The organism is Bacteroidota bacterium (assembly GCA_023957335.1).
GTDB lineage: Bacteria > Bacteroidota > Bacteroidia > NS11-12g > UBA955 > JALOAG01.
Genome location: JAMLHC010000003.1, coordinates 330995 through 355191 on the forward strand (window position 1 = coordinate 330995; position 24197 = coordinate 355191).

Annotated in this window: 18 protein-coding genes; 3 read left to right on the plus strand and 15 right to left on the minus strand. The window is 36.5% G+C overall.

Going from position 1 to position 24197, the window contains the following annotated elements; all coding sequences use genetic code 11:
• Window positions 1–15 precede the first annotated feature (15 nt).
• A complete protein-coding gene (gene floA / locus M9892_07365; GenBank protein ID MCO5254162.1) occupies window positions 16–993 on the plus strand; it encodes a flotillin-like protein FloA in 978 nt (325 codons plus the stop codon).
• Here the strand turns inward: floA and M9892_07370 are convergent.
• From M9892_07370 to mnmA, 3 genes are all read right to left on the minus strand, one after another.
• Window positions 990–1664, minus strand: coding sequence for a CBS domain-containing protein (locus M9892_07370; GenBank protein MCO5254163.1), 675 nt, complete (start codon window positions 1662–1664; stop codon window positions 990–992). The two genes, floA and M9892_07370, sit on opposite strands and share 4 nt — an antisense overlap.
• A 217-nt stretch (window positions 1665–1881) precedes the next feature.
• A complete protein-coding gene (locus tag M9892_07375; protein ID MCO5254164.1) occupies window positions 1882–2448 on the minus strand; it encodes a hypothetical protein in 567 nt (188 codons plus the stop codon).
• 32 nt (window positions 2449–2480) lie between these two features.
• Window positions 2481–3695, minus strand: a complete 1215-nt coding sequence (gene mnmA / locus M9892_07380) for a tRNA 2-thiouridine(34) synthase MnmA (GenBank protein ID MCO5254165.1) — start codon at window positions 3693–3695, stop codon at window positions 2481–2483.
• 50 nt (window positions 3696–3745) lie between these two features.
• Between mnmA and pdxH the strand changes: the two genes are divergently transcribed.
• Entirely contained in the window at window positions 3746–4387 is a 642-nt protein-coding gene (pdxH, locus tag M9892_07385; GenBank protein MCO5254166.1) for a pyridoxamine 5'-phosphate oxidase, read from the plus strand.
• A 10-nt stretch (window positions 4388–4397) separates the two neighbouring features.
• Here pdxH and M9892_07390 read toward each other — a convergent pair whose 3' ends face one another.
• The 3 genes from M9892_07390 to M9892_07400 form a co-directional block, all read right to left on the minus strand.
• Window positions 4398–6284 carry a TonB-dependent receptor gene (locus tag M9892_07390; GenBank protein MCO5254167.1) on the minus strand — a complete coding sequence of 629 codons (1887 nt, stop codon included), beginning with the start codon at window positions 6282–6284 and terminating at the stop codon, window positions 4398–4400.
• A gap of 190 nt (window positions 6285–6474) precedes the next feature.
• Window positions 6475–8514 (minus strand): hypothetical protein, encoded by a 2040-nt coding sequence (locus tag M9892_07395; protein ID MCO5254168.1) that lies wholly within the window; start codon window positions 8512–8514, stop codon window positions 6475–6477.
• Between the two features lie 103 nt (window positions 8515–8617).
• Window positions 8618–9391, minus strand: a complete 774-nt coding sequence (locus tag M9892_07400) for a TM2 domain-containing protein (GenBank protein MCO5254169.1) — start codon at window positions 9389–9391, stop codon at window positions 8618–8620.
• A 108-nt stretch (window positions 9392–9499) separates the two neighbouring features.
• Here M9892_07400 and M9892_07405 point away from each other — a divergent pair, with 108 nt between their 5' ends.
• Window positions 9500–10717: an MFS transporter gene (locus M9892_07405; GenBank protein MCO5254170.1), complete on the plus strand. Its 1218-nt coding sequence runs from the start codon at window positions 9500–9502 to the stop codon at window positions 10715–10717.
• Window positions 10718–10819: 102 nt separating this feature from the next.
• On the opposite strand, the gene M9892_07410 is transcribed toward M9892_07405, so the two are convergent.
• From M9892_07410 to M9892_07450, 9 genes are all read right to left on the minus strand, one after another.
• Window positions 10820–12139, minus strand: a complete 1320-nt coding sequence (locus M9892_07410; GenBank protein MCO5254171.1) for a DUF4374 domain-containing protein — start codon at window positions 12137–12139, stop codon at window positions 10820–10822.
• Window positions 12139–14520 carry a TonB-dependent receptor gene (locus tag M9892_07415; protein MCO5254172.1) on the minus strand — a complete coding sequence of 794 codons (2382 nt, stop codon included), beginning with the start codon at window positions 14518–14520 and terminating at the stop codon, window positions 12139–12141. The genes M9892_07410 and M9892_07415 overlap by 1 nt, the downstream gene beginning before the upstream one ends.
• Window positions 14521–14586: 66 nt before the next feature.
• Complete coding sequence (locus tag M9892_07420; GenBank protein MCO5254173.1) at window positions 14587–15579, minus strand: hypothetical protein; 993 nt, start codon at window positions 15577–15579, stop codon at window positions 14587–14589.
• Between the two features lie 385 nt (window positions 15580–15964).
• The gene (locus M9892_07425; protein ID MCO5254174.1) at window positions 15965–16642 is read right to left on the minus strand and encodes an IS1 family transposase; all 678 of its coding nucleotides are present in this window, start codon (window positions 16640–16642) and stop codon (window positions 15965–15967) included.
• 167 nt (window positions 16643–16809) lie between these two features.
• Window positions 16810–17268: a hypothetical protein gene (locus M9892_07430; protein ID MCO5254175.1), complete on the minus strand. Its 459-nt coding sequence runs from the start codon at window positions 17266–17268 to the stop codon at window positions 16810–16812.
• Window positions 17240–18718: a hypothetical protein gene (locus tag M9892_07435; protein MCO5254176.1), complete on the minus strand. Its 1479-nt coding sequence runs from the start codon at window positions 18716–18718 to the stop codon at window positions 17240–17242. The genes M9892_07430 and M9892_07435 overlap by 29 nt, the downstream gene beginning before the upstream one ends.
• 273 nt (window positions 18719–18991) lie before the next feature.
• Entirely contained in the window at window positions 18992–19993 is a 1002-nt protein-coding gene (locus tag M9892_07440; protein ID MCO5254177.1) for a hypothetical protein, read from the minus strand.
• 11 nt (window positions 19994–20004) lie between these two features.
• Entirely contained in the window at window positions 20005–21789 is a 1785-nt protein-coding gene (locus tag M9892_07445; GenBank protein MCO5254178.1) for a hypothetical protein, read from the minus strand.
• Window positions 21790–22313: 524 nt separating this feature from the next.
• Entirely contained in the window at window positions 22314–24080 is a 1767-nt protein-coding gene (locus M9892_07450; GenBank protein ID MCO5254179.1) for an RHS repeat-associated core domain-containing protein, read from the minus strand.
• Between the last annotated feature and the right edge of the window lie 117 nt (window positions 24081–24197).

A 24197-nucleotide genomic window follows, 5' to 3' on the forward strand; every position in this document is an offset into this window, starting at 1 on the left:
ATAATAAAAATAAATATGGGAGCATTTAATCCAATTATCTACATGGGCGGTTTTATAGGAACTATAATAGCCCTTTTCATTTTCTTCTATTTTGTACCAATCGGACTTTGGTTCTCCGCCCTCTTATCCGGAGTGAGAATTTCATTGGTTCAACTCATCTTTATGAGATGGAGAAAAGTTCCACCTTCTACTATTGTTAAAGCCATGATTAATTCTACCAAAGCCGGAATTAAATTAACACGCGACCAACTTGAAGCTCACTATTTGGCAGGTGGAAATGTAATAAACGTTGTAAACGCTTTAATTTCAGCTGACAAAGCTAATATTCCGCTTGATTTTAACTCTGCAACCGCCATAGACTTGGCAGGCCGTGACGTGTTTGAAGCAGTTCAAATGTCCGTTAATCCAAAAGTAATCACAACTCCTCCAGTTGTAGCAGTAGCAAAAGACGGTATTCAATTGATTGCAACAGCAAGAGTAACTGTTAGAGCCAACATCCGCCAATTAGTTGGTGGTGCGGGCGAGGAAACTGTGTTAGCACGTGTAGGAGAAGGTATTGTTACCACAATCGGTTCATCTCAATCTCATAAAGAAGTATTGGCACAACCCGACCGAATTTCCAAGACAGTTCTTGCCAAAGGATTAGATGCAGGTACTGCTTTTGAAATCCTTTCAATTGATATTGCCGATATCAATATTGGTGAAAACATTGGAGCAAAACTACAAATGGACCAAGCAGAAGCCGATAAGAATATTGCACAAGCAAAAGCCGAAGAAAGAAGGGCAATGGCTGTAGCAAGTGAACAAGAAATGAAAGCCAAAGCACAAGAAGCACGCGCTAATGTGATTCAGGCGGAAGCAGAAGTGCCAAAGGCAATGGCAGAGGCATTCAGAAACGGTAACTTAGGTATCATGGATTATTACAAGATGAAAAATATCATGGCGGATACCGAAATGAGAGACTCTATTGCAAAGCCTAATAAAAAGGCTTAATCCAAATCCAAATAATTCATCAGTTGACGATAGCGATCTTCGGTATCGTCAGCTGTATCTTGACGCATAAAGTGCGCATAGACATCGTATCCGAATCTTTCAAAACTTGCCAATAGTGCCCTTAGGACACCGGTATTGAGTTTAATATGAATGTGTAATTTACTCGTCTGAGGCACTTCTACAGTCTCAAGACCCAACACCTTGATATCATTACTCTCTATCAATCGGATAATTTCTGACAAGTTATAATCTTTAATATCGGTTTCAAGAACCACAATTGCACCGGGGTATGAAACTGACAATAAAGAACCCGACTGGTCAATGATTTCATGCAAAGACACACATCCCACATACTTGTCATGTTCATCTACCACAGGTACAATATCCGCTTCGGAACGGTGCAATACATGGATAATTTCAAAATAATGGCAACTGGATGGGAGCACCGGAGTAATAATAATCTCATCCATGACAGCATGTAAATCATGCTGATGGGTATTGACCAAAGACAAAATATGATCATGACAAATTAATCCAAGCACCTTAGACTCATCCGACAAAACCGGCAGATAATACACCTGTGCTTGTTCAAACAAACATTCTGCCTCTTCCACAGACACGGATATTGTAAGGGGTTTAAGATTGAGATTCAGTAATTGAGAAGCGATCATGGGAATGATATTGTCTTAACGGGTGCAAAGTTAATGATTATAGCCCGATTTTGAGCCTTTGTTGAACCTGTAAGTGAAACTCAATACGATGATTCTTGTCTTAATCTGGGTTAATCATAATTGAATAATCTTTTATGCTAATATTTCCGGAGGCAGTAATGATTATAAAGAAAACAAAAGAGATGAAAATTAAAAATGGGAAGATTCGATCTCTTAACTATTTTCGAATCTTATATCCTACACCAAACATCAAAGTAGGTAGAATTTCATTATTAGTAAAAAAGTTTAATCCCGCTCCAAAATCAAATACCCATGCTTTGGCACTGAGCTTATAACCCAATTCTGTTCTTAAACCATAATATTGTTTTGCTCGAAAAGGAAGTGTGTGGTTATTACGAACAAAAAATCTTACCTGCATTGCTGCCCCCCCAATTCCTGCATAAAGCCCTCTTATGCTTTTTTTCTGATTTGAGTAAAATCTTGCTGTGGCGGCTCCTCCATAAGATTTTAAATAGTCTTCCGTAAAAATTTGAAAAAATTCAAGATAATTAAAAGAAAAATGTACTGCCATACGCTTTGCTGCTTGAACTTCGCAATGCAAAGAGGGCCAGCCATTACCAAAAGGCATATTCAAGAGGTTTAATTTTACATTAATTTCGGTGTTAGTCGTACTATCGGATGTGTTATTTCTTCCAAAATAACGCTCATTGTCCGGTATTGTTTGTGATTGACTTGTCAGCCAAAACCCAAAAGAAAATAAAAGAAATAAGCTTGCTCTTTTCATTTGGACAAACATAAACTAAAAGAGTTATAAAATTACGATGAAATTGCCCCACTTCCCAACACCTCACCGTCTCGATAAAAAGCAGCAAACTGTCCGGGTGCAACCGCATTGTGTTCAGTATCAAATACAAGATAATAACCGCTTTCTTTACGAATCAGTTTTGCCGCAAAAAGAGGTTGTCTGTAGCGAATCCGAGTGTGAAGGTGCATTGATTGGTTGATAGCAGGCTTTAGATCTTCGCGCACAAATGAAATGCTTGAATTCGCCATAAAAAGTCCTTTGCCCGCAAGTCCGGGATTGTTTTCACCCTGACCTACATAAATAATATTTTCGTTGACATCAATGGCAAGCACAAATAAAGGCAACTCTTTTCCTCCTATTCTTAAGCCTCTGCGCTGTCCTACGGTATAGAAATGTGCTCCATTGTGTTCGCCAATGACTTTCCCGTCTTCTTTGGTAAAATGCCATCGAGCACATTGCCATTGCAGGTACGCTTCAGAGTTTTCATCAGCCGGCTTAGATAGCTTATACCGTTCAAATACAGGTGAATCTTCATTAATTTCAATAACCGCTCCCTTGCGAGTTGCCAATCTTCTTTGCAAAAAATCGGGCAAACTGACTTTGCCAATAAAACATAAACCTTGCGAGTCTTTTTTGTCGGCTGTTATTAAATCCGCTTTATGAGCTAATTCTCTAACCTCCGCTTTTTGTAAATGACCTATCGGAAACAGGATTTTAGATAACTGTTCTTGTGTGATTTGACATAAAAAATAGCTTTGGTCTTTATTGAGGTCTGCACCTGCAATGAGCGAATACATGGTTTTTCCATTGATAATTTGCTCCCGTTTTTGGCAGTAGTGACCCGTAGCCACATAATCGGCACCCAGTTGTAAAGCAGCATTTAGAAAAACATCAAATTTGATTTCACGGTTGCACAGTACGTCAGGGTTTGGTGTTCTACCGGCTTCATATTCCGCAAACATATAATCTACAATACGCGCCTTGTATTGCTCGCTCAAATCCAGTGTCTGAAAGGGAATGCCTATCTTGTCAGCTACCAACATAGCATCATTGCTATCTTCTATCCACGGACATTCATCATCAATCAAAACGGAACTGTCATTCCAATTACGCATAAAAATTCCAATCACATTATAGCCTTGTTCTTTGAGCAAAAGCGCAGATACAGAAGAGTCCACCCCTCCCGAAAGTCCCACCACTACTGTTTTTTTTGTCGGATTCTCCATCACATGAAACAAGGTGCAAAAGTAAGTCGTTCTTGCCTAACTTTGCAGTAATGTTAGACAAAGAAACACTGCAAAACCTCAGGCAAAACTACATGCAGGCTGCATTCAACGAATCTGATGCAGACAACAATCCTTTTGTTCAATTCGACCAATGGTTTAACCATGCATTGGAGTGTCATATTTTGGAACCTAATGCTTTGAATATCGCAACAGTTGATGAATCAGGGCATCCTAACCTGCGCACAGTGCTACTCAAAGGGGTTGACACAGGTTTTGTTTTTTATACTAATTATGAGTCTGCCAAAGGAAGAGAACTCATCCATACGCCTTATGCTGCCATGAGTCTATTATGGTTAGACATAGCAAGGCAAATCAGGATTCGCGGAAAGGTAGAAAAAGTGAATGCAGCAGAAAGTGATGAATACTTTCATTCGCGTCCATTTGAAAGTCAGTTGGGTGCTGTTGCATCAAAGCAAAGTCAGCCTTTACAAAATAGGCAGCAATTAGAATCTATTTTTGAAAAACTCCACCAAAACCACCCCAAAGAGGTAGAACGTCCGTCAAATTGGGGCGGGTTTAGGTTAATACCCAATCACTTTGAATTCTGGCAAGGAAGAAGTAACCGATTGCACGACCGAATTTGTTATGATTTGAAAGAAGGCATTTGGGTCAAGGGTAGGTTATTTCCTTAACATCAAATTTTTATTTCATTTTCCATTGCAATCCTATACTTGCCCACCTACCGGGTAAAGGCACCGCACCGGCTTCAATATAGGTAACATTTAATAGATTATTGAAACTTATATATACATTGAAGTTGCCAAAAGCAGCATCCAATCTTGCATCCATTAGTACATAATCTGCTTTTCCTACGCGCTGTTCATATCTACCTGCAATCATAGCAGAATATTTTTTTCTGAAAGTGCTTTGTACGCGCAACACAAGCTGGTCTGTCAAATTTTCCAATGCATAACGAGAAATCAAAGCAGAATTATGCGTTGTGATTTTGGGGTTAAGTCGGGTATAGGATAACCCTATTTTCATTTGATTATCCGGGTGCAAACAAGCTTTATCTGAAATATAATCAGCAGAAATGGCAGCACCTGGCATAGAGATGGTTTGGAAATTCTCGGGTTGCCAAGGAGCCGCTATACTGTCTTTTACCCAGTCTATGAAATCCGTTGTTACTTGATAAAATGCAATAGCGGAGGCTTGAAAATTGCGCTTGCTATTAAATCTAATGCCGAGTTCGGAATGAACTGCATTTTCGGGCATCAAGTTGCTATTACCTATATTCTGCGGTCCTTTGTAATACCAATCGGTATAGGTTGGAATTCTGGTTCCTGTTCCAATATTAGAGAAAATACGCCATTGGTCATTGATTTTATACCCTGCATCTAATGATGGTAATAGTTTCCAGCCAAAATGAGTGCTGTAGTTAAGATAGACCCCTGCGTTGGCAGTCAGATTTTTGATGGCAGCAAAATTGTAATTGGCATAAAAACCCAGATTATCTCGATTGCGTTTACCCAAACTGTTGCTGCTGAGGTGCTCAAAGCGATACTCTGCGCCAAATCCAAACACTCCGATACCGGTCTTGAGTGTATTGTTCAAAGACCCTTCCGCGACATGTGTAAAATGTTTGTTGCGATACACAGAAGGTTTTTGTCGGATATAAATATAATCATCAAACCCATAGCGATAGTTCAAAGTAGGACGAATTTGCCAGTTTTTGTTCGCATTAAAAACTCCTTTTAAAGCCGCAATTCCGGTTTGAACAGTTTCTTTAGATTCAATGTCTCCGGGTGCTGCATAGAAAGCATTGGCTCCAAAATCATTGTACACAAATCCACCCATCAACAAGAGTTCATTATCGTTTTTAAGAGTAATTTGGTTTTGATAATAGGCTTTCTGGTTGGACATGGCGGTATTGTAGCGATATCCTGAACTATTTTGAGAATTCAAAGAAAGCATTTGATTCATTCGTTTGCCGGCATGGGTAACTGTTAAGTTGATATTATTGCCATTATAGAGTTTGTTATTGCTCGAGTCTGACTCAAATGATGTTCCTGTACTTAGATTAGCCCAAATATTGGTTTCAGTAGGTTTTTTGGTAACAATATTGATTACCCCACTGAGCGCATTGATTCCGTAGGCGCTTGCAGCAGCGCCTTTCATGATTTCGATTCTTTCAATCATATCGGGATTGATGGGCAGATTCATCATATTGTGTCCGGTCTGAGGGTCAATAATTCTGACACCGTTGAGCAGAATCAATGTTTGGTCAAAGGTTCCACCGTTAATGCTGATGTCTGTTTGTCCACCCCAAGGACCGCGTTGTCTTATGTCCACTCCCGAGATATAACCCAACAACTCATTAAGCGATTGGACAGGCAGATTCTTGATGGTTTGCGCATCCAGCACCGTGATATCTCTGTTTTGTTTAGAGAATGGGATTTGTATTCTTTCACTTTGAATAATTACATCATCAAAAACATGCGAACCACTATCTGACTGTCCAAAAACTGATGTGCCTAAACTCAAACAAAACCACACTAAACCAAATTGCCTTAATACTGTAATCTTCATAAAAATATTCGGGGGCGAATATGAGTGATTTACTTTATAATGAACAACTGCTGGAATATATTTTCAAAATTTTTATCAATCCGAGTGATTGATATACGCTGACTATTTTTGAGTTTAGCGAGAAAGTCTTTTAACTACTGAACAGAGTAAAAAGATTATAACTTGTCTCAGAACCATGATTATAATTCATTTAATAGCCTCCCTCCCACTTTCTGACAAACCATTCCAAGCTGAAGAAGAACGCTATCAACATAAGTATATACTCGACCTTGATTAATTCTTCAATCTTAGTTTTGGTTTTAATAAGAGGTTTGATACGGGCATCATGGCGTATGGCTTTTTCCAATTCATCAAATTGATTTTTGTAAAAAAACTTGCTTTCTGTGGCTGCTGCCCACTCCTGTAATAAACTGAAATCCGCTTTGAGTCGCGTAAGTTCTACTTGTACAGGCTTGATTAAGAACCCTCCTTTGATTTTTTCAAATTCAGGTCTGTTATTTACTTCTGCTTTAAAAGTGTAATAGCCGGACAGAAAATTTCCCGCATCCAATTCATAACCGGTTCCAACATTACTCATCCTGAAATTAAACTCTTTCCCTTGTTCATTGGTCAGCGTAACAGAGATTTCTGCATCTGATATGGGTTCATAATTTTGGTCAAAAAGCTCCCCTTGCAAACGCACAGATTCGTCTTCCTCAAACTCGTTTTTGACCGGATATACTCTAAACCTGCGTTTGTCTTCTTTAACCACCAGATTGCGTGCAATTTTGTTTACCAATTCATCAAACAATTCAGGACTATTATTGCGTGCAAAGTCTCCTATTCGCCATCTCCACATACCTTCACCAAAAGTCCATCCTATTTTGACTCCGTCACTTTCTGAGAAAGCTATCAGTGGAAATTCGGTCCTGATTTTATTAAGTGTTTGATAACCCAAAATTTCAAATTGACTACGGGTAATATATTGTCCGAAGGGCGAAGTCAAGGGTGCCCATTCTGAACTTTGCTCTATAAGTTTGGCAGAAAAAGAAAATGCTTTAAATTGTGGGTTGAGGCTGAATTGTGCATCTGACCATGAGTCGCCCCTACGTTGGATTTTAATTTCAGGCAACACTCCTGACAGTTGGTCAATCGGGCTTTGACCACCCAGAATAGTCCAAAACGCAATTTTCTTTTTGCGGATTTCATTCATTAACCGAGCATCTTTGCTGCTGATACCCGGAAATTGATGTCCAATAATGAGGCTTACATCTTTGAAATCAGACTCTTCTGTATTCTGTGCGGATTTGATAACAACTTCAAAGTTCTTGTTTTCTGACAAAGCGCTTGCAATGGCGTTCACATCAGGATGAGGCGATTGATACATGAGAAGAATTTTCTCTCTGCCATCTATTACTTCTACATAAAAATCTTTTTGGTTATTGGTTAAAGTTTGTTCCCCATCCAATGCGCTGACACTAATTGAATACCGCTGATAACCAACTTTGCTTGCATCGGTAACAAATTCAACCGTCTTGTAATCGTTAGCAGAACTAAAGGTCAGATTTTGAGAACCTAAGTCCTTGCCCCCCTGCTTCAGGCGCACTACCACCGATTTACCTTCAAATCCAAAGGACTGAATATGTGCCAAAATGTTGAATGAATTATTGAGAAATACCAAGTTGTTATGATTAATTTCCTTAACGAGCACATCTCTCTTTTGGGTTGTATCACCCAAGCCCATTGTAAAAACTGCAATATCGGCTCCTAAAGGCTCATATAGAGGGTTATTGCCGGTATTCATAATACCGTCTGAAGCAATAATGATGGCACCAATATTTTGCCTTTTCATTACAGATTTAGTATAGTTTGAAGGCGCATCCAGCCTTGTTTTCTTACCCTCAAATCCTGAAAAACTGTCATTGACATCGCTTGCAAAATAGAATTTGCGCACATCAAAATCTCCGGAAAGTTTGTCTGCCAATTGAGTCCAGTTTTTATAAAACTGCATAGCACCCACAGAATCACTCGCTTTCATACTTTGTGAATCATCGAGATAAAATACAAGTATGGGTTTTTCTGTTTCATGACTCAAAAACTTCAAAATAGGCGATAACAATAAAAGTAAAATAAAAAAAAGTCCGGCAAATCTGCACACACGTTTGACCCAGAATAGGGATTTGTCAGTAAGTGTATTTCCTTTGGGATTGGGATAAAGCCACCAAGCTGCAACACCCGCAATAACAAGCATTGCCACTATCCACCACTTACTGTATTGAAGATAAAGTTCGATACGGCAAAAGTAAGTGAATGGAAGAATAAAAAGATAGTCGTATCAGCCTTAGACTATCGGTTTAATTATCTGTATATTTCCCATTTTTGGGCTGTAACTCTCCCGTCAGCAAAAGAATTCCATCAATCAACCATCCAATCCCACACAAAGCACCGGTTAACAAATATAAAATTCCTATACCGTAATGACCTAAGTAAAATCTATGCGCACCAAGCGTTCCTGCTAAAAGCCATAGAAGGACTGTTATGATAAAACTCCTATCATTTTGATTATCGCTTCCATCTTTTTTTCCGAAAGAAACATAACGGTCTCCTCCTATGATTGTACTTGTCCCATTAGGATAATTAATTCTGACAATGGTAGATTTCTGTTTTGAAAAAATAGGACCATTGGGTTTGTCGCACTCTCTAAATTTAACCTCTTTGTCAGTAACCTCAAGTACAATTGCATTTATTTGTTCTCCATTTTTGAAAATAATCACATCACAACTATCCGGATTAGAAACGGGCTGTGCCAATGGAGTGGAAGCTTGTATTAATTGATTTGGATTTAAAGAAGCATTGCCGGCATATAGTATAGGCTGTTGGCTCATTTGATTGCTGGGTAATGCTGTCGGCAATTTTGGTGTAATATTCAAAATTATTCTTTTTTGAATATTGGGTTTTAGTTCATGTTGAGCGTATGACGTGCGATTTCCGCTAAAAACATTATCAATGTGATAGCCTCTGTTATATACTCTTTTGTCAATACTGCATGAATTGAAGAGAAGAGTAATAAAGAGAACCCCAATGGCAAGACTGCTGATAGACTTAGTTTTGTAGGAATAATATTTCATATTTTACTATTTATTAAAAACAAGACAAATGTACCGATTTGCTTTATATCAAAGTCAAAATCTATTAAAATATTGTTCGGGGTTCCACCCTACTTTTGCAGGGGCAAAATGAATTCGCAACCGGCAAACAAGGAACATTCACAAAAAGTAGCACAGACAACAGCTTTCGGAATCATCATGAGTGTGAGTTTTGCTCATCTTCTCAATGACTCCATCCAGTCACTGATTCCCTCTATTTACCCACTTCTCAAAGGTTCATTTAATCTGAGTTTTACCCAAATCGGATTAATCACTTTTACTTTTCAGGTAACTGCCAGTTTACTACAACCTTTGGTTGGGGCATATACAGACAAACATCCCAAACCCTTTTCACTCGCTGCCGGCATGAGTATCACACTTTTGGGGCTTATTTTGATATCTTTTGCCAATAGTTTTGCTTTAATATTGATGGCGGTTGCACTCATCGGAACAGGTTCTTCAATCTTTCATCCTGAATCTTCCAAGATAGCTTATATGGCTTCGGGTGGTAGACGCGGTTGGGCACAATCAATTTTTCAAGTAGGCGGAAATACCGGTTCTGCCATAGGTCCTTTGCTTGCTGCTGTCATAGTGGTAGAGTATGGCAGAAGTCATGCGGTTTATTTTGGCATTCTTGCTCTCATCGCAATATTTGTTTTGCTTCATGTGGGTAAATGGGCTAAAATTCAATACGAAAACCGAATTCGAGCTCATAAAAAGGTTGACTTTGCTGAACACCATCCCCATTTGACCAAGAAGAAGGTATATCAAAGTATTACAATCCTGCTTATTCTGATATTCTCAAAATACATTTATACAGCCAGTATCAGCAGTTACTATACATTTTTCTTGATTGAAAAATTCCATGTAAGCATTCAACATTCGCAGTTGTTTCTATTTGCATATTTACTTGCTTCTGCAGTGGGAACCTATCTTGGAGGTCCATTAGGTGACAGATACGGAAGAAAATACGTAATCTGGTTTTCTATATTGGGAGCTGCACCGTTTGCCTTGATGCTGCCTTATGTAAATTTGTTTTGGACATGTGCACTCAGCATTGTCATAGGGCTTGTACTCTCGTCTGCCTTTCCTGCTATTATTGTTTATGCTCAAGAATTATTGCCGGGGAAAATTGGCATGGTGTCAGGTTTGTTTTATGGGTTTGCTTTCGGAATAGGCGGAGTTGCATCTGCTTTTCTCGGGTTGCTGGCTGATTATAAAGACATTTATTTTGTGTATCACTTGTGCTCTTTTATGCTATTGATGGGATTGGTAACATGGTGGTTACCCAATTTGAGGAAAAATTAAGTGCTTATTTTGATAGAAACTTTATCATTCTTCAAGACATTACTTAATTAATAAGTCTGTCAAATTTTTTAAAAAGCTCTAAATGATATAGCCTTACCGCTTCTATTTATGCAGTTTATAAAGACGCGTAGGTCTGAATTTGTTTTCTATACTAATCTCTTTTTGCACATTTCCTTGCTTGTCAATTGAATAAAAACCATTGAAGTTTCCTTTTATAAAATTAGGGACTGCAATAAATAGCTTGTCATCAATAATACTAAACACGTTCATTCGCGATGATGTGTTGGATGAAGGAATAGCAAGTTTTTTGGGAGAGTTTGGATATTTTGGATCAAACTCATAGTAGCTTAAGCTGGTAATATCCGGTGCGTCTTCTGTGAAAGTGTAAGTACCGTCAGACACATGCAGGTAAATTTTATTATTAAATACAATCATGGATTGGGCTATATGCTCCACACCAAAAAGCTGCTCAATGTCTATCTCCCACGCAGAATCTATTTCTGTTTCTCCTGTCTTTATTCTAAATACCTTGGAAGGTCTGTGTTTGTTAAATTGGTTCCAACCCCATGAACACAAATACATTGAACCGTCTTCAGCTACCGATGTTGCTTTGTTTTCAGACACAAAAAATCCGACTGTAATTGCTTTATCTGTTTGAATGATTTTTTCTACTTCTTGGGTTTGAATGTCAATCACTGCAATGTATAGATTGTTCTCACTTTCTGCAATCAAATTGAAGCTGGCTGCTTCCAAAAAAACAATACTTGCATACAGTTTACCTTGCTTTGATTCTAAAACTTGAGTCCCAATCCTAATAAGATTGTTGTTTGCATCGTCCACCCATTTTGCATTGGGTCTGAGAGCAGCTATATGAGGTTTTAAATCAATTTTCCCTTTTATAACCATTGTAGTCGGATCAAAAATTCTGAGTTCTTGCGCCCCATTTCCTTCATCATAAAAATATCCGAGATGCTCATTTACAATGCAAAGTAACCTTGATGGGAAAAGGTTGTTTTTGGAGATATGTAATTCTTTGTCAATATAAAGCCTGTCTTTAGTGTCTTGCGTAAGTCGGAACAATCCGGGAGTAGATGAATATCCGTTTTTATCCTTAGCAAGTGAAAATATATATTGGTTGAAAGTATGGAAACCCGAGGAAGTAGAAGGGTTGGCATTAGTAAAAATAGTGTTCTCGTTTATCAGGTCATAAGTATGACCGGTATTAATGTTGGCAGGATGAAAAGAGAAAAAAGTAGTGATATCTACATTTGATGCATCCTCTGTTGCCAAGACATAATTGTTATAGCTGAAATCAGATTTTGGTATGGATACAGCTTTGTCCATGTTTTCTACTTTGCATGAGATAAGCAAAGTTGCTGAGATAAGTATGAGTGCTACTATTAGCTTATGTTGTCTTTTCATTAAAATTCAAAACTAATTTTTCCCATGATGCTTCTGCCTGCGCTCTGCATTTTAAAATCATTGTATATAGGGGTGTTAAACAGATTGTTAAGTTCGGAGGATACGCTAAGTTTTTTATTATTAGTCAAGTCAAAAGTCCAAACAAACCCTACGGAGTGAACTTGCTGGATAGGAATAACCCTTTCGGTATAAATTTTACTTTTGCCAAATAATCCAAGAAATCCTTCAGGCTCGTATTGTTTCTCAATAAAATCAAGGTAAAATTGATGTACATACGTATAACTCCAATAGAATCCCAACTTATCTTTTGTGGTAAAAAGTGAGTCTATGCGATAGGATAGTTGAACATTCCCGAAATAGAAAGGCATATTGTTTACTCGTGCATTCATAAAGTGCGTATTATTGGAATTGAAATTGTCGGTAAACCCTTTGAGTCTAAAGTCATTATAGGTTAAATTTCCAGTAATGTTTAAATTTTCCCATATCTTGACAGAACTTTCTATCTCAATTCCATAGCCTTTCACCTTGTCCAAATTTAGAAATTTAGATTGAAATTGTGTGATTTCTTGCAGGCGAATAAGGTCTGTAACACTTCGGTAGTATGTGCTTATCTCTACATTTACTGTTTTATCATAAGAGAATTTAGTTCCAAAATTAAGATTCAAACTCTTTTCGGGACGTAGAAAGGGGTTTGATAAAATAAAAACATTGTCACCAAATATTTCCATTTGATCGGGCAGTCTATATGTGTTTTCAGCAGAGGCGCGTATGAGCCATTGAGTATTTATTTGATATTTGAAAGATTGTGCATAGCTGATTCCGGAGTTGACAATTGATTGCTTATTTTGATTGTCTTTAATATTTCCATGAGTAAGAGAGTGCAAGGCTTTTATCTGTGTTAGACCTTCTATGATTTGATTTTTCTTGCGAATTATATTGTATTGATATCCTAATCCTGCAATGAATCTATTGTAGTCGATACGAGTCTTAATTTGATAAGCAGTAAGATCGTCCGATGTTCTAATCAAGTACATGTTTACTACATTTAAGATGATTTTATGATTTTCATTTATTTTAAAGGAACTCACTCCTCTGTAGGTCAAATTCTTAACATCTGAGTCAATAATTTGTTTCTTGAGCTTAGAAAAATCTATTCCTGTTTCAGAGCCTGATACAGTTGTATGTTTGTTGCCAAGCCAGTCGTAATAAGTATTTTTGAGAGAATCTATCAATTGAAAATTTATCTTACTGTAAACTAAAAATTGAGACAGTTGAATTTTGTCGTTTAGGAGTCTTTTTTCAAATTTTATGGATGGAACTAATCTTGCAAACTCTCTTCTAAACGTATTCCCATAGGCTAATGCCCTTGAAGCAAAATCATTTTGAATATCTCTTGTCAAGTAATAGCTGTTTACCTTGAAAGTAAACAAGTCTGCCCACTTTCGTCCCATTAAATTGATAAAGATATCTCCTGAATATTGTTGGTAGGAATTGTTAAAGAGTTTTGCCGTGATGTATCGTGTTTGCCCTGTAGCGTAGTCCACTATAGGCAGTTTGTCCACTCTGAAATTATTGGTTGCATACGTTGAGAAAAGATTTCCTCCAAACGCAAATTTGTCTGACAATTTCATGTAAGAACTGAAAGACAATCTGTGTGTATTAAATGAGCCTGCTTCATAGGTTGCAATATGTTTGGTAGTGGAAGGCTTAAGGGTAACAATGTTTATAACGGCACCGAGTGCGTCAATCCCAATTTCTGTAGGCATAACACCTTTGTACACTTCAATTCTTTCTGCCATATTAGAGCTAATCTTACTCAATCCAACACTGGAGCCCAAATAATCTACAGGAATCCCATCTATTAAGAATTTTACAGATTTTCCGGTAAAACCACCCACCACAATCTCGGTCTTGTCACCTAAACCCCCACTGTTTCTGACCCTTATGCCCGATGAACGGTTCATTATATTCTCTATTGATTCGGAGGACTTTGACTTTTCATTTAAATCGATAACATCAATTTTGATGGAGTGATTTTCTAATGACTTATTGTCTTTTTGACCTTTAATATTGATGTCATTTAATGAAATAGGAAGCATTTCAATGCGAGTATTTACATTCTTGTTGTTGATTGACACCTTTACGATTGGCGAAGTAATTCCGAAATAAGACGATAATAGAAAGTAGTCTCCTTTTGCTAACTTTTCAAAACAAAATTCACCTCTTTTATTTGTAAAAATAGAGTCGTTCGTATTAACAATTACCACCTTTACACTATCCTGAATCTTCCCTTCAAGCAATACAGTCCCGCAAAGCGAATATTGACTATATGCAGGCGTAAGGATAATCCCAAAACAGAATAGAAGTACAAAATACCTCAAAATTAAACACTTTGTAAAAAGATGTAAAAGAATTCTATAAGTCAATAAAACAAGCTGTATGAGGGGTTATTGCATTATCACATAATCACTTTTGTTGATTCCTTCATCAATACTTTCGCATTTGATAAAATTTCTTATCGCACCGGACTTGCTTTCTTTGAGAGTTAGCTTACCTTGTTCCAAATCAATATTGGTAACTTGCCATGAAATTATTTTTTCAGGAACTCCATTAGAACCTCCATGCTTGGTCTTAATAATTTTTTTGTTCAATTGGTCTTGATTAAACTCCATTGGAACAGAGATTTCTGAGGATACCAAGGTTCTATATAAAAGTTTGTTGTCGCTATTTAATTGAAAGGCGATAAGCTTTGAATACTCCAATGACTCATCGGGATTGGGATTTGCTCCGGGGTCATAAACATTGCTACCCGGTTCTAATTTCCATGACAACCCTAAAATTTGTTCTTCTAATGTTTGGAGCAATGTAAAAGGCGTGTTGTCAATTAACACCCTAACTTTCTTGTTTGATAATTCACGTTTGAGGGTAATTATTACCGGTGTGTTAATCATATTGGTAAACTCTCCTCCCGATAATCTCGTTTTAACCTCTGCCTTAAAAATGAGGGTGTTGTTATTATCACTGAGTACAATATCTGAAATGTTTAAAATAGAAAAATTATAAGGTGGCATTGAAGGGTTGATTTGCATGATTTCAAACCCTTTGCTATAATTGGTATAGTTCCAATACCAGTTGTCCTTATCATCATTTTGATTATATCCACCAACGTTTATAAATAGAAATTTGCTACCTATACCATTGTCATACTTCTTTTCCATAAAATCAAATCCAATCATATCTGCAAACATTGCCGGGGCATAACCGAAATAGTTAGCAAATGAGAATTCTACATCCTTTTTCCATTTTAATTCTTTATCCGGAAATTGAATCTCATCAAATTGCCATTGTCCTTCTATTTTCAAGGAGTCCGATTGTTTAATATCCGGTTTTTGTTCTTCTTTGTCTTCTTTTTTACATGAAGAAATTAAAAACAGACTCATTGTGAAAAGAATAAAAAAGCCGGACGTCTGTTTCAAAATGGAGTAGATAGGGCGGGTATTCATTATTAATAATCTTTCTTTTGAGTAATTTAAGAGTTGAATTTTAAGCGTTATTGCATTTCACTGCAAAGCTATAAATAACAAATAATCATAGGAATTACAACAAAAGAGTTTGTGTAAAAATGACACTTCAATGACAATGTAAGTGTGAGGTATTGAAAACTATATAAAGCCAGATTCTGAGAATTACAGATTGATAAAATAAAAAAGGTCATCTATTGCGATGACCTTTTTTATTAGTAGCCCGAATGAACGCATTATCGAACTCTATGATGCTGATTTTTAGTCAAAATAGATAAATAAAATAGGAGAGGGTTTAGTTTACTTACCCCCAAAAATACATCTTCAAAACAGACAACAACACCAACAAGCTTTTTGTAAAACAAATACTTCTGCGATTAAGCCTTTTCAGGTGTGTTCGTAGTGTTAGATTTTTTCTTTCTATGTGGTTTGTGCCATATAGTTTTACTCGGTGTATCTGTTCTGAAACAAGATATCTGTAATTCTTCAAACCATCTGTATAAATTGCTTTTGGGGTAGAGTAATGCAAGGATTTCAGAACTATTGACAATGTTTTGTTGCTTCTCGACCCAACTGAAAAGCTAACTACATTGCTGCTTTTTCTTTCCAACGTATAAACTATCCATATTTGTTTGCTTTTAGATTTAATAAAAGTGCAAATCTCATCTACTTCATACACTTTGTTAATGGAAACAGGTGGTTGTTTGATGCCTTGGGCGATTGTTATAATGCGACTAAGCAGGGTGGTTGTAGATATTTGAAGTACCCTTGCTGTACTACGAATGCCTAAGCCTTCTTTGGTAAGGATAATAATTTGCTTGTTGAGATTAGGAGTGTAAGCGTTGTAGGTGTAGTTTTCTACTTGAGTTTTACCACAGGTTTTACAAATATATCTTTGCTTACCTGTTTTACTTTTCCCGTTTTTTACCATTGAATTTTCGCCATCAACACATTTGATACACGAGGTAGTATTATTTACCATTTTTAAACGTTTTAAGGTGCGTAAAAATAAAAGAACAACCCATAAGGTTGTTCTTTTATTTTTTGTCAAGACTTAAATAATGCTAATTTTCAATTACTTGCAGTTTGCAAAGTGTAAAATCAACACATCTGAAACATTACCAAAAGAGTGGACTTAACCCATAGATACTAATAATTTTGAATCTGTACATCCAAATAAATTGTATCTGAATATTTCATAATTGAATCCCAGACAACCTTCCTTGAAACGACTTCTTCATCAAAAGAATAGTTAAAATAGACATATATTTTTTTATAGGGGTTAATTTTAGCCTCAAAACTTTGCCCTCTACTCGGTACTGTTATTTTTAACGCTACAGTGCTGTCATTATGTTTTATTTTAGTTCTTTTCGGTGTAAAGTACAGAGAAAATGTTTCCATGTGGTCGCAATCAGGATTTCCATTGAATATGGTATCAATTTGAGCATTTGGATATATGATTTCTGCAATAAACACACTCTCACACATAAAACCCAAAGAGTTTTTTATAAATATTTCTGTGTTTTTCGTACATGAACTCAGAGTAAGACACAAGAAAAATGATATACCAATCAGATAATTAATTAATTGCTTTGGGTATTTTTCCATTTTTTCCAGTACTTTTTTTCGTTTGAGGGTCGTAATTAGATGTTCCAAACCATTTTTTTCGCCTTTGCTTTTTCTCGCTTTGGGAATTTGAACCTTGATTATGAGTAGCTCTTAATAATGTTAGAATTTGGTTATTTGTTAAGGTAGGCTTGTCCCCCATACCACTTTTACCCGTACCATATTTTAACATATAGTTTCCAGGGATTTGCTTGTCAATAGGGTCGTTATACATATCATCTAATCCAAAATTATGCAATATTTCATGTACAGAAACTTTTATAAGTTGGTCATAGTTTGGTTGGAATTTAGAGTTACAGTTCAAAGGTGTAAAACCTGACATTTCAGTATAGGCTATTTTCCCCTTTAAAGATGCTATACCAATAGCATTTCCTTGTTTTGATGAATGAACTTCATCAACAAAGACAAGTAAATGATCTGATGGGTTCACTTCGTCCATACTTGTAACTAATTCCATATTTACATTTACACTTGTAATATTCCATGTAATTCCATTGCCGAATTCAATATTTTTATTTTCTATTATTCTCTTAAACTCACTTTCAATACCAGAAATAACTTTACTCATATCAACTTCTTCACTACTATTATTTAGCACTTTACCGGTATATGTTACTTCGACATTAATAACACCCGTTGGGTTGCCGTCATCATCTAAAACTTGATTGAATTTAACATCAATGCTATCACCATAAATATCACTAAACCATATCGGATTATTCCTAAAACAAGCATAAACACTAATGCTTGGATTTGGTCTTGGGTCATTGTTCCAACGCCTCCCAAGTCTGCTGTCATACATCCAGTATTCCGCACTATAAGCCCCTTCAAAAACATCGTCTTCCTTTTCCTGTGTATTCATACCAAATGAGTAGTTAAATTCCTCATTTGAATAACTCAACATCGCTTGCCCAAATGGGTAATACAAAGTAGCACTCACAACATCCGCCACATAATACATCAGCGTATCTTCCCCTTCGTCAAAAACACCCGTTCTGCGGTCTAGCACAGTAGCAAGCACATTGCCCAAATGATTACTCAATTCATATTGTTTTTGCGCCAACACACGACAAAAATAAACTTCACTTCGCACATAAACAAGCGAATCTGTCACCTCATCCACAATATAAGTTCCATCCTCCTCAAACCCACTAATACTAAACTCCTTGCGAAGCAATACCCTCTTATGGGTTTTAACACCCAATCGGCTACTACCATATAAATGATGTTCATTTAACACAAACTTTTGAGCAAACAATAAGTCCTCACTCAAAGCAGCCAACAAATCTCCTAACACCTCATCACCATAGTGGTCTCTAACCAATGCAAGGTATGCATCTACACTCATTGCCTCCAATTTGCGCACAGCCTCTGCCACCAAATAGCTATAATTCTCTGCCACATACTTCACAAAGTCCGTATCATTGAGCATTGCCAACACCAACAAATACTCCTGACTTGCATTTTCTGAGTAAACATTTCTAACCTATATAATCGAAGGAGTATTTTCTTAAAAACCTCCAAAGCCCTTTGCCATCAACACCCATCCGAAATTTCGGACTGGTTTTCTAAGAAAATGAGGGAGGTTGCACCGGACTTTATATCCGCTTTTTTGTTATTGCTGAAAGATACTTTTCTTTGGTTTTCAGCAGGTTAATTCCTTGTTTTTGCCAAAACACCAAATCTGAAACACTACCCTATCCACTTAATCACATCTATTAAACTCTTCAACTTCTACTATAATTCCATTTTCGAAAAGAGTTTTAGAACAAAGTAATCCTTCACTATTATATTCATACGAATATCCACAATAGTTGTGAGTGTCTTTGCAGACAAAGTACATATTACGTACTAATCCTGATGGGTAATAAAAATAATAAACTTCTTCATTTAGCCCTTTATTATAATAACCAATTAATTGGTTATTTTGGTTAAAATATATGACTTCGTTCGGAATATTGTTATTATCAGTAGACGAGTCAAAGACACTAATTATTTTAAAAGTTGCTAACGCTGCGTTTTCATTCAGTTCTAAAAAAAAATCTGTTCCCGAATCTCTTTGATAACCATAGTAATAAGAAGTGTCTATTATACGTCCTAGTCTAAACTTTACTATTCTTACAATTTTATTTTCAATAGTTCTTTCAATTAAAAATCCATTTAATTTACCGTTAATTAAACTTTTAGTTCCTAAATTTACAGTATCTCCATAACGATTTAGAACTAATAGCCATTTTCCATCAGGTAGTTCCTCATTATGATTGCAATCACATATTTGACCAAAAGAAAATATTAAGGCATTAAAGTTTCTTGCGCCACAGTCTGCAAAATTAATTGACAATTCTTTTGCCATGTAAAGAATGTCTTTTTTTCTTGCTTCTTCAGTACTATCAACTAAATTACCATAATGAACTATGCCTACGTTACCCGCAATATAGTATTTTATTTTATCATACAAAACAGTAGGATTGAATTTTTGATTACTTATAGGTTTTTTATCATTATTAGGGATATAAAGAATTTTAATATTTAGGCTATTCTTGTCTTTAAGTAGTTTATTGTCCAACTCTGATTTAGCCACTCCTTGATAATCGTAAGATATTGAATCATAATGATGAATTGTCCATAAATTATAAGATTCCGAATTCGCTTTTATGCCTATTGTTTGAGTTACTAAAATAACTAGAACCAATAACTGTATTTTCATAATCAGGTTGTTTATTGTGATGAATGTGTAATTTCAAATTTAGTGCCTTGATTTTGCCTATCGACATTATTATCTGTAGAATCTTCCGCTTCAACCTCCGTTTTTATTATAATTCTTGCAGGGTCAATATCTACACCATATGCATCTTTTATATGTGCAATTATCCATTCTTTAGCAGCTTGTGCTCTTTGCTCTGCAAGTTTTTTATTATTTTCATAAGTGGTATTAGGCTCTTCTCCACCAATATTTGTTGGAACATTGCTTGCCATTCCTGTAATTGTAATAGTAGATAGATTGTCTCCAACTAATATAGCTGATAAATTATCCAGGTTATTAAATAAAGTAGCATCTCTATTCACTCTTTCTCTAAACTGAGAAATATTTCTTCCGCCATCATAGTTAAAAGTGATTTGAAAATTAAAGTTATAAGAAATGGAACCATTTTTTTCTCTTTCTGACATTTGGCTAAAATCCCTATCACTTAAAAGCTTATAATGTGTTTCGGATTTTATATCCATAAATCTTGTTTGGAGTCCTTCACTTACTTCCTTATCTCTCCTATCTTTAAAATATTTCCGATTGAAAAACCTCCTATTTCCTCTTATATTCAAATTACCTCGTCTTGGAGATGCATCATCAAATACAAAACCAACTCCTTTGTTTTTAACTAACCTATTTGATTCCTCAATATAAACCCAATCAACTCTTAATACTATAGTCTGACCTCTTGAATTTCTTACAACTGTTCTTTGAACTACAAATTCTTCTAGACCATCTAAATCTATAGCAATTATTGGCATATTCCCAGCAAATTGGTATGGAGAATACCAAGGATATTGTTGTCCCTTAACTATTAAGGGGTCTGCACTAAGAAATCTGGCAATAGCTTTATTGTAAATCCTTTCTCCATAATCCTGCAAACCAGTTTCGCTGTCCGTCTCCTTACCATTAAAGTCAAAGGAGTAGGAAAACTCCTCATTTTTATACCCCATCATACTCATACCGAACGGGTAGAATAACGTTGCTGTCACTACATCTGCGGTGTAATACATCAGCGTATCTGCCCCTTCATCAAAAACACCCGTTCTACGGTCAAGCACAGTAGCAAGAACATTGCCCAAATGATTACTCAATTCATATTGTTTTTGTGCCAACACCCTACAAAAGTATTCACTCGAAGCCACATAAACAAGCGAATCCGTCACCTCATCCACAATATAAGTCCCGTCTTCCTCAAACCCACTAATGCTAAACTCCTTGCGCAGCAGCACCCGCTTGTGGGTTTTAACCCCAAGGCGCGAGCTTCCATACAAATGATGTTCATTGAGCACAAACTTCTTAGTAAACAACAAATCCCCGCTCAAAGCAGACAACAAATCTCCCATCACCCCATCTCCATAGTGCTTCTTAACCAATGCCAAATACTGCTCCACACTCATCCCCTCCAACTTGCGCACCGCCTCCGCCACCAAATAGGGGTAACTCTCCGCTACCTCTTTCACAAAATCAGGGTCACGGCTCATCACCAATGACAGTATGTATTCTTGATTTGCATTGTCCAAAATCAATTGCAATAGCAAAGTTTGATTACTAAAATTATTTACCAAAGTGCTGCTCAAAGCAATCGGATCCATACACTCCATAAAATCAATTAACTCCCCAAAACTAAACGCACCTTCAATCAAACTCTGACCCAATACTGCAAGTACTGCATCAATATCCATCGGATTGCCGAAATTAGACACAATGGCATTTGCTAAAGTAGAAGTACTGATACCGTTTAATGGGTCGCGCAACCAACTAATTTTTCCTGCTTGAGTGGTGGGCCCTTGGGGTCAAGACTTAAATAATGCTAATTTTCAATTACTTGCAGTTTGCAAAGTGTAAAATCAACACATCTGAAACATTACCGCTCTCAAACAAGAGAGCGGACTTTATATCCGCTCTTTAGTTATTTTCTAAATATCAATTCGGAACATTATCTTTATTTTTCATTTCCTACATTCTTGTAATACTTGTTATTCCACTTGTAAGCGAGTATAAACAATGCCCAAATAACCAACATAATAAAACTTAATACCAGCTTCTTATAGCCACTTGTATATATTTCACAAATTAAAAACTTTTCATAAGATACATATTTAGCACCTACTTCTAAATTAAAAGAACAATCTTTTAACAATCCTAAAAAGTCAACATTAAAGAGAAGTAATATATGCCCTGTTGTTAAAAAAAAATAGAATCCGCCCAAGTAAAACAAAACAGTATCTATTATTGATATTATGTTATTGAATATGATTTTGCGCATTAGCCCTTAACTTTAATTGGTAGCTCCGTCATAATTTACCACCTGATTAACAGCTTCATTTGAATCTGTTGGCATATCTATGTCTATACCTAACTGATTTTTTAACTCTGTCTTTAAATCATAGTTCTCGCTATTGCTTGCATCAACAAGTATCTTTTGCAATGTTTCTAATGATTTTGTATTTCCCTCTCTAATAAATTTGTCAGTATAAGCGTTTGTGACCTGAATTTGCTTTTCAGTTAAATTTAATGTTTTATAAATTTCCTTCATCATTGTGCCAGGGTCAATTGCATTAATTAAGAATGAACTTATCATCTTTTTTAATAACTCTTCTGTGCCTTTTGTAGCGGCTTTTCCTGTAAAAAACATCGTAACAACTCCTGTCGCAAATTCAGTAATCTTCGTTAAATCAGACTTGTATTCTCCAGTATAAAAATCTCTATCTTGGGTTGCACTTGCCATTTTTCCTGTACCTAAAGGATTGTTTATCATTATTTGTGTTAAATAATAAATGTACAAATGGTCTTTTCTTAATTTTTCGCCAACTGTTAAACCTGATTCTTGGTCTATACTATAACTGGTAACTTTAGTTTTGTAACCAGTCATATTTGCATTTATTTGATATGCTTCATTAACTGCATTTCTATGAACAATTACGGGTGTCCTTGAAATACCTTTAATATCTTCTAATGTCAGAACTTCAAATTCTGCCTTGTAATTTGCATATGACCCGTCTGGCTGCAACTCCCGTGTAACTACTATTACTTTAACTTCTCCATTTTTATCTATTGCCCAAATAGGTTGATTTGCTGCATAACAATATGGAGTTTGAAAAGGGAAACTATGTACAAGTGGGTCAACACTCAAAAATTTTCCATAATCTCCGTTATAAAACCTTGCCCCAAAATTTGTTAAATCTGTTTCATCGTCTCGCTCCATTCCATTGAAAGCATAAGCGAACGAAAATTCGGGATTACTGTAGGACATCATTGCTTTGCCAAAGGGATAATAAGCTTTTGCACTCACCACATCCGCCTCATAATACATCACCGTATCTTCGGTTTCATCAAAAACACCTGTTCTTCGGTCAAGCACCGTAGCAAGAACATTGCCCAAATGATTACTCATCTCATATTGTTTTTGCGCCAACACACGACAAAAATAAACCTCACTTCGCACATAAACAAGCGAATCTGTCACCTCATCCACAATAATTTCGCCTGTTTCTTCAAACCCACTAATGCTAAACTCCTTCTGCAACAGCACCCTCTTATGGGTTTTAACACCCAAACGGCTACTACCATACAAATGATGTTCATTGAGCACAAACTTCTTAGTGAACTGCAAATCCGCACCCAATGCAGTCAACAAATCCCCCATCACCCCATCGCCATAGTGCTTCTTAACCAATGCCAAATACTGCTCCACACTTATCCCCTCCAACTTGCGCACCGCCTCCGCCACCAAATAGCTATAATTCTCTGCCACATACTTCACAAAGTCCGTATCATTGAGCATTGCCAACACCAACAAATACTCCTGACTTGCATTGCTCACTATCAATTGATGCAACAAACCCTGATTGCTAAAATTGTTTGCCAAAGTGTTGCTAAGTCCTGGCACATTCATACATTCCATAAAACCAATTAACTCCCCAAAACTAAACGCACCTTCAATCAAACTCTGACCCAATACTGCAAGTACTGCATCAATATCCATCGGATTGCCGAAATTAGACACAATGGCATTTGCTAAAGTAGAAGTACTGATACCGTTCAAGGGGTCGCGCAACCAACTAATTTTACCCGCTTGAGTGGTGGGCCCTGGGGGTCAAGACTTAAATAATGTTAATTTTCAATTACTTGCGATTGTTAAAATGTAAAATCAACACATCTG